The organism is Streptomyces sp. NPDC020996, assembly GCF_040641355.1.
GTDB lineage: Bacteria > Actinomycetota > Actinomycetes > Streptomycetales > Streptomycetaceae > Streptomyces.
On sequence record NZ_JBFADM010000154.1, the window covers coordinates 1 to 1,285 of the forward strand.

The window sequence follows — 1,285 nt, forward strand, 5'->3', positions numbered from 1 at the left end:
GAGAAGTACCAGCTCAAACCCCGCGACTGGGACACCGCCGAACGCGAGGGCCGCACCATCACCCCCCTCATCGCCCGCCTCAACGAGATCCGGCGGCGGCATCCGGCCCTGCACCGGCTGCGGAACCTGCGCTTCCACGCGACCGACAACGACGCGGTCATCGCCTACAGCAAGACGACGGGCGAGGACACCGTCCTCGTCGTCGCCAACCTCGATCCCCACCACACCCAGGAGGCCACGGTCTCGTTGGACATGCCGCGACTCGGCCTGGACTGGACCGCGTTCATGTCCGCGCACGACGAACTGACGGGTGACACCTACCACTGGGGGCGGAGCAACTATGTGCGTCTGGAACCCGGCAGGGCCCCGGCACACGTGCTCCACGTCCAGCGGTCGTCCGCATAGCCACAGATTCGGAGGGTCACAGCGTCATGACAGTCAACCAGCCCGTCCCGGACACCTTCGAGGACACCCCCGCGAAGGACCGGGACCCCGAGTGGTTCAAGCGCGCGGTGTTCTACGAGGTCCTGGTGCGCTCCTTCCAGGACAGCAACGGCGACGGCGTCGGCGACCTCAAGGGACTGACCGCCAAGCTCGACTATCTGCAGTGGCTGGGCATCGACTGCATCTGGCTGCCGCCCTTCTTCAAGTCCCCGCTGCGCGACGGCGGTTACGACGTCGCGAACTACACCGCCGTACTGCCGGAGTTCGGCGACCTCGCCGACTTCGTGGAGTTCGTGGACGCCGCCCACCAGCGCGGCATGCGCGTCATCATCGACTTCGTCATGAACCACACCAGCGACCAGCACCCGTGGTTCCAGGAGTCCCGCAAGGACCCCGACGGCCCCTACGGCGACTACTACATGTGGGCCGACGACGACAAGCAGTACCCGGACGCGCGGATCATCTTCGTCGACACCGAGGCCTCTAACTGGACCTACGACCCGGTCCGCAAGCAGTACTTCTTCCACCGCTTCTTCTCCCACCAGCCGGACCTGAACTACGAGAACCCGGCCGTGCAGGAGGAGATCCTGGCCGCCCTGCGGTTCTGGCTGGACCTCGGCATCGACGGATTCCGCCTCGACGCCGTGCCCTACCTGTACGCGGCCGAGGGCACCAACTGCGAGAACCTGCCCGCCACCCACGAGTTCCTGCGGCGAGTGCGCCGCGAGATCGACGCGATGTACCCCGACACGGTGCTGCTGGCGGAGGCGAACCAGTGGCCGGAGGACGTCGTCGACTACTTCGGCGACTACGCCGCCGGCGGCGACGAGTGCCACATGGC

General features: G+C 66.9%; 2 protein-coding genes. Both read left to right on the top strand.

What is annotated here, in order from left to right:
* The coding region (locus AB0G63_RS39105) for an alpha-glucosidase C-terminal domain-containing protein (protein ID WP_360760672.1) at nt 1-405 on the top strand (405 nt) is incomplete at its 5' end.
* 26 nt (nt 406-431) lie between these two features.
* A partial coding sequence (locus AB0G63_RS39110; RefSeq protein WP_360760675.1) for an alpha-amylase family glycosyl hydrolase occupies nt 432-1,285 on the top strand: 854 nt, incomplete at its 3' end.